The 6,604-nt window shown below is 70.7% G+C and carries 4 protein-coding genes; 2 read left to right on the forward strand and 2 right to left on the reverse strand.

Annotation, left to right across the window (positions count from 1 at the left end):
- Nucleotides 1–65 precede the first annotated feature (65 nt).
- Nucleotides 66–1,649: an MDR family MFS transporter gene (locus ACFQ79_RS39775; protein WP_383593074.1), complete on the reverse strand. Its 1,584-nt coding sequence runs from the start codon at nt 1,647–1,649 to the stop codon at nt 66–68.
- A 101-nt stretch (nt 1,650–1,750) separates the two neighbouring features.
- On the opposite strand from ACFQ79_RS39775, the gene ACFQ79_RS39780 reads away from it, so the two are divergent.
- Nucleotides 1,751–2,308: a TetR/AcrR family transcriptional regulator gene (locus ACFQ79_RS39780; RefSeq protein WP_383593077.1), complete on the forward strand. Its 558-nt coding sequence runs from the start codon at nt 1,751–1,753 to the stop codon at nt 2,306–2,308.
- Between the two features lie 70 nt (nt 2,309–2,378).
- On the opposite strand, the gene ACFQ79_RS39785 is transcribed toward ACFQ79_RS39780, so the two are convergent.
- A complete protein-coding gene (locus ACFQ79_RS39785; RefSeq protein WP_383593080.1) occupies nt 2,379–3,086 on the reverse strand; it encodes a M23 family metallopeptidase in 708 nt (235 codons plus the stop codon).
- 476 nt (nt 3,087–3,562) lie between these two features.
- Here ACFQ79_RS39785 and ACFQ79_RS39790 point away from each other — a divergent pair, with 476 nt between their 5' ends.
- The gene (locus ACFQ79_RS39790) at nt 3,563–6,562 is read left to right on the forward strand and encodes an NACHT domain-containing protein (protein ID WP_383593082.1); all 3,000 of its coding nucleotides are present in this window, start codon (nt 3,563–3,565) and stop codon (nt 6,560–6,562) included.
- Nucleotides 6,563–6,604 lie beyond the last annotated feature (42 nt).

Below are 6,604 nucleotides of genomic sequence, written 5' to 3' on the forward strand. Positions count from 1 at the left end.
GGTGGGGGCGGTCCTGGCTCAGGACCGGCCCCACCGCCGACGCACGCGTACCTCTCGCGAGGTGATCAGACCGTCTCGGCGACCTTCACCTTCTCGTCGCCCTCGGCGGCCTTCGGGGCCGTCGCCGGACCGGCGCCGCGCAGCGCCACCTCCTTGACGAAGAAGGCGAGGACCAGACCGAGGACGGAGACCGCGGCGGCGACCAGGAAGGCGCCGTGCGTGCCCGTGGCGACCGCGTGCTGGTAGGCCTCGCGGAGCGCCTCCGGCAGCTTGGCCAGGCTGGCCGCGTCGAGCTGGGCCGTCCGCTCGGTGAGGCCGGATCCGCCGCGCGCCGCCATCTCGTCCTGGACGCGGCTCGTGAAGAGCGCACCCATGATCGCGACGCCGAAGGAGGAGCCGAGCGTCCGGAAGAGGGTGGTGGAGGACGAGGCGACGCCCATGTCCTTCATCTCGACGCTGTTCTGGGCGACCAGCATGGTGATCTGCATCAGGAAGCCCATGCCGGCGCCGAGGACCGCCATGTAGACGCCGGAGATCAGCCGCGAGGTGTCGGTGTCCATCGTGGAGAGCAGGAAGAGCCCGACGGTCATGAGCACGCCGCCCAGGATCGGGAAGATCTTGTACTTGCCGGTGCTGGTGGTGAAGCGGCCGACGACCAGCGAGATGACCATCATCGACAGCAGCATCGGCAGGAGCAGCAGACCGGAGTTGGTCGCCGAGGCGCCCTGGACGGACTGCTGGAAGATCGGCAGGTAGAGGACCGCGCCGAACATCACGAAGCCGGTGATGAAGCCGATCAGGGACATCAGCGTGAAGTTGCGGCTGCGGAAGATGTGCAGCGGCATGATCGGGTCGCTCGCGCGGGTCTCCACCCAGAGGAAGGCGGCGAGCGAGAGCGCTCCGCCGACCGCGAGGCCGACGATGGTGGCCGAGCCCCAGGCGTACTCCGTGCCGCCCCAGGTGGTGACCAGGACGATCGCGGTGATGCCGACGGTCAGCAGCGCGGCGCCGAGGAAGTCGATCCGGGTGCCCGTGGCGCGCTTCTTCTTCGGCAGGTGCAGAACGGTGGTGACCATGGCGAGGGCGACGGCGCCGAGCGGCAGGTTGATGTAGAAGGACCAGCGCCAGCCCCAGTGGTCGGTGATGGTGCCGCCGACCAGCGGTCCGCCGATCATGGCGAGGGCCATCACGCCGGCCATCATGCCCTGGTACTTGCCGCGCTCGCGGGGCGGGATGAGGTCGCCGATGATCGCCATCACGCCGACCATGAGGCCGCCGGCGCCGAGGCCCTGGATCGTGCGGAAGCCGATGAGCTGGCCCATGTCCTGTGCCATGCCGCTGAGCGCCGAACCGATCAGGAAGATCACGATCGAGGTCAGGAAGACGCCCTTGCGGCCGAACATGTCGCCGACCTTGCCCCACAGGGGGGTCGAGGCGGCGGTGGCCAGGGTGTAGGCGGTGACGACCCAGGAGAGGTGCTCGAGGCCGCCGAGCTCGCCGACGATGGTCGGCATCGCGGTGCCGATGATCATGTTGTCCAGCATCGCGAGGAGCATCGCGATCATCAGGGCGAGCAGGACGACGCGGACGCTGCGCGGCTGCGGTTCCGTCTCCCCCTGTGCCGGTGTCGCTGTGGCTTGCGTCGTCATCTTCATCCCTTACTTGCCGCCCGGCTAGTTACTACACTGGGGACGGTAGACCCGTAACTTGCCGGTCGTCAAGTAAGTTCTTTGGAAAGTGGAGGGCAGTCATGGCCCGAGGCAACACCCGCCAGCGCATCCAGGACGTGGCCCTCGATCTCTTCGCCGAGCAGGGCTACGAGAAGACCTCCCTGCGCGAGATCGCGGAACGCCTCGACGTCACGAAAGCGGCGCTCTACTACCACTTCAAGACCAAGGAAGACATCCTCGTCGGGATCTTCGAGGATCTGACCCGGCCCATGGACGACCTGATCGCCTGGGCCCAGGAGCAGCCCCGGACCCTGGAGACCCGGCAGGAGGTGCTGCGCCGCTACCAGGTGGCACTGCGCGCGGCGGCCCCGCTCTTCCGCTTCATGCAGGAGAACCAGGCGACGGTCCGCGAGCTGAGCGTCGGCCTCACCTTCAAGGAGCGGATGCTCGCGCTGACGGGGCTGATCCAGGAGCCGGACTTCGCGATGGTGGACCAGGTGCGCTGCGTCAGCGCGATCTTCACGCTCCACGCGGGCACGTTCTTCATGCAGAACCTCGAGGGCGACCCCGAGGAGAAGCACAGGGCCACCCTCGAGGTCGCCCTCGATCTGCTCAATCAGGCCCACCGGGCCTCATGAGGTCTGTTCGTACGGCTCAGCCTGTTCGTACGGCTCAGCCTGTCGGTACTGCTCAGCCTGTTCGTACGGCTCAGATGGAGACGCCGTGGGACCGCAGGAAGGCGGCCGGGTTCACGGCGGAGCCGTAGTTCGGGGTCGTACGGATCTCGAAGTGCAGGTGGGGGCCGGAGGAGTTGCCGGTGTTGCCCGAGAGGGCGATCTGCTGGCCGGCGAGGACCTTCTGGCCGATGTGCACCTTGATCTTCGACAGGTGGGCGTACTGCGAGTACGTGCCGTTGGCGTGCTTGACGACGATCGCGTTGCCGTACGCGGGGCCGTCGCCGCCGCCGTTCGGGCCGGCCTTCACGACGGTGCCGGTGCCCGCGGCCTTGACCGGGGTGCCGACCGGAACGGCGAAGTCCTGGCCGGAGTGCTTGTGGGCCCACATGGCGCCGCCCTGGTTGTAGCTGGCGCTCAGCGTGTACGCGGTGACCGGCTTGACCCAGGACGGGGCCTTCTTGGCGGCGACCGGCTTCACGGTGACGGTCTTCTTGACGGCGGCGGCCTGCTTGACGGCCGTGGCCTTCGCGGCGGCGGCCTTCACCTGGGCGGCGACGTGCGCCTGGGCGTCGGCCTGAGCGGCGACGGCGGCGGACGCGGTGATCGCGACCGGGGCGGTGACGGCCTTGCCCTCGGCGGCGAAGGCGGACCCAGCTCCGGTCACCATCGTCGCTCCCAGGCCGGCGGCGGCAAGAGCGACGACGGTGACACGGGCGGCGGGGTTCATGCGCTTCGACATACGGGGGAAACCTCCGGGGAAGTACGGGACCCGACGCGAACGGTGCTCTGCGTCGGGCTTGCTCATCCTTGGTAACCCGGACCCCCAGCCATCCCAAAACACCCCATCTACGACATCGGGTCGTAGCGATCTCCGGGGAAGTTCAGCCCTTGACGGCCCTCGGGGCTGCCTTCGAAATCGGACATACCGGCACAAGAGAACCGGTTTATCCGCATGTCACGAGGAACCGGAACCGCGCAAAACGCCGTCCGGCGTCCGGTTCGGGACCCCTGGGGACCAAAGTCCCGACGGTTCTCTCCTGAACGTCCCGAATCGACACCAAAGGTCGCCACTATTCCGGTTAGTACCCCTCAAAACCCCTGTGCGCCTTGTCACCAGGCACCGGCTCCCAATGGGACCTGGGTCACGCGACCGAGCCGTCCGGAAGGCCGTCCCGCACTACGCTGACCGCTTCGGGGACCTACGGGGGGACACACATGGAACCGGCACTCATCGGAACGCGCCTCGCCTCGGCCGCGATCGGCCCGATCCTGAGAAAACTGCTGGTCAGCGACGGTCCGGGGGCGGGCCTCACGGGCCGGTCGGAGAAGGTCCGGCTCTCCTCCCTGGTCTCCTTCCGCGGCGAGAAGCGCACGCTGACGGAGAAGGACGTCCGGAAGCTGGCGGGAACGCTGGTGGGCCGGTCCGCGGAAGGGCCCGGCGAGCGGCCCTTCCCCGCCGACGAGACCGAGGCGGTCACCGACGCCCTCGCCACGACCCTGCTCGCCCTCGGCGAGCTCGACATGGACGACGTCCAGGCCGTCCGCCTCGGCCACACCGCCCTCGCCCTGCGCCTGCGCGCGGCGGCCCCGGCACCGGACGGCCTGTCGACGGACTCGGTCCGCTATCTGGAGTCGATGACCGAGTGGGCCTGCCTCCACATCCTCGACTTCTTCACCCAGCGCTCCACGTTCGTGGCCCGCAGCCTGGTGGAACAGACCCGCGGGCAGAGCGAGCTCATCGCGAAGCTGGACGAGGTGATCCGCCGGGTGCCCCGGGCGGAAGCCCGGGACGCGGAGTTCGAGCGGCGCTACCTGGCCCACCTGGCGAAGAAGCACGGCCGCCTGACGATCTACGGGGTGGACCTGCGGGACGCACCGGAGAAGTGGCCGCTGGACGTGGCGTACCTGTCGCTGGAGGCGACGGGGGGTCCGGCGCGGGAGAACCCGTGGGCGGGCCTGGACACGGGCACCGCCGCGTACGCCGACATCCGCGCGGCCGTCCACCCGGGCGCCCCGCTCGGCGGGCGCGCCGACCGGATCCTCGCCCGGCACGACAAGGTGCTCCTGCGCGGAGCGGCCGGCTCCGGCAAGACCACCCTCGTCCAGTGGCTGGCGGTCTCCGCCGCACGCGCGGACGCCCCCGCCGGCGACGGGAACGCGGACGACATGGCGTACCTCCACCACCGCATCCCCTTCGTCCTCCCCCTCCGCGCCCTCACCCGGCACGGCGAGCGGCTCCCCTCCCCCGACCGCTTCCTCTCGGCCGTCGACTGCCCGCTCTCCCCGCCCGACGGCTGGGCCGACCGCGTCCTCGCCGCCGGGCGCGGCCTGGTCCTCGTCGACGGCATCGACGAGATCCCCGAGGCCGAACGCGACCGCGCGCGCCGCTGGCTCCGCGACCTCCTCGACGCCTACGACGGCAACCGCTGGCTCGTGACCTCCCGCCCCACCGCCGTGAGCGACGACTGGCTCGCGTCGGACGGCTTCGCCGAGCTCACCCTCGCCGCCATGTCCGCCGCCGAGGTCGCCACCTTCGTCCGCCGCTGGCACCGGGCCGCCGGGCCGGCGGCGGCGCCGTACGAGCAGCCCCTCCTCGACGCCCTGCGCACGACGGCGGACGTCGCCCAGCTCGCCACCAGCCCCCTGATGTGCGGCCTGATCTGCGCCCTGCACCACGGACGGCGCGGCTTCCTGCCCCGCGGCCGCAAGGCGCTGTACGAGGCGGCGCTCGCCATGCTGCTCTCCCGCAGGGACCGGGAGCGGGACATGGGGACCCCGTACGGCATCGATCTCGGCGACGCCCCCCAGATCCAGCTGATCCAACGCCTCGCCTACTGGCTGACCCTCAACGGCCGCACGGCGATGGACCGCGCGCATGCGGAGTCGGTCGTACGGGAAGCGGTGCCGGCGATCACCGAGGCCGCCGGCTACGACCCCGGCGCGGTCTTCACCCACCTCCTCCACCGCAGCGGCCTGCTGCGCGAGCCGACCGCGGACACGGTCGACTTCGTCCACCGCACCTTCCAGGACTACCTGGCGGCGAAGGCCCTGGTGGACCGCTGGGACATCGGCGTCCTCGTCCGGCACGCGGCGGACGACCAGTGGGAGGACGTCATCCGCATGGCCGTCGGGCACGCGCGCCCGCGCGAGTGCGCGGAGATCTTCGACGAACTGCTGAAGGCGGCGGACGAGGCACCCGGCCGCCGCACCCGGCTCCGTGTCCTGGTGGTGGCGGCGACGGCGCTCGACCACGCGACGGAGGTGGCGCCGGAGATCAGGGGGCGGATCCTGGCGCGGACGGCGGAGGTCAGCCCGCCGCACGGCCCCGAGGAGGCGCGGGAGCTGGCGGCGGCGGGCCGGGCGGTCCTGGACCTGCTGCCGGGGCCCGAGGGTCTGGACGACGAGGCGGCGCTGGGAGTGACGACCACGGCGACCCACATCATGGACGACGCCTCACTGCCGTATCTCGCCCGGTTCACGGAGCACACCTCCTTGCCCGTCCGCTCCCAGCTGATGTGGGGGTGGTCGCGGTTCGAGACCGTGCGGTACGCCGAGGAGATCATCGCCCGGCTCGACCCGGCCGACCTCGACTTCACGCTCGGGTCGGACGAGCAGGCCGCCGAGGTCGTACGCCTCGGGATGCGCCCGGCAAGACTCGATCTCCGGGCCGGCCTGACCCGCGACGGCATGGCCCTGTTGCGCGAGACGATCGAAGGCGCGCAGCACCTCCGGGCCGCGGGGAGCCTCGTCGGGCTCCTGGCCCCTCTTCTTGCCCGGAACCGGCTCAAGAGCCTCACCTTGCTCGGGCGCGCCGAGGGAGGACCGGCCTTCCTCCACCACCTCACCGGCCTGACGTCGCTGGACATCGACAGTGCCGTGGATCTGTCCGCCGAGGACTGGGGTGCGATCGCCTCCATGGACGAGCTCGGAAGCCTCTTCGTGACCGCGGGGAGCTTGAGGAGCGTGCCGGAATCACTGCGGTTGCCGCGGACGACGTTCCTGGTTCTGGACTTCCACGACGCGTCCGTACCGCTGGACGCCGTCGCACGGGCCTTCCCCGGCCTGAGTGATCTGTACCTGATGAGCTCCCCCGCCGCAGCGGTCCACGACCTCGCGCCGCTGGCGTCCCTGCCTCAGCTCGGTGGGGTCATCGCCCTCGGCTCCCGGATCACCGGCGCCGAGCACCTCGCCCCCACCGTCAGGATCCACACCTGACCCGCAGACGAAAGGGGCGGCCCCGGAACCAGCTGGTTCCGG

It is taken from the genome of Streptomyces sp. NPDC056480, assembly GCF_042795405.1.
Classification (GTDB): Bacteria; Actinomycetota; Actinomycetes; order Streptomycetales; family Streptomycetaceae; genus Streptomyces.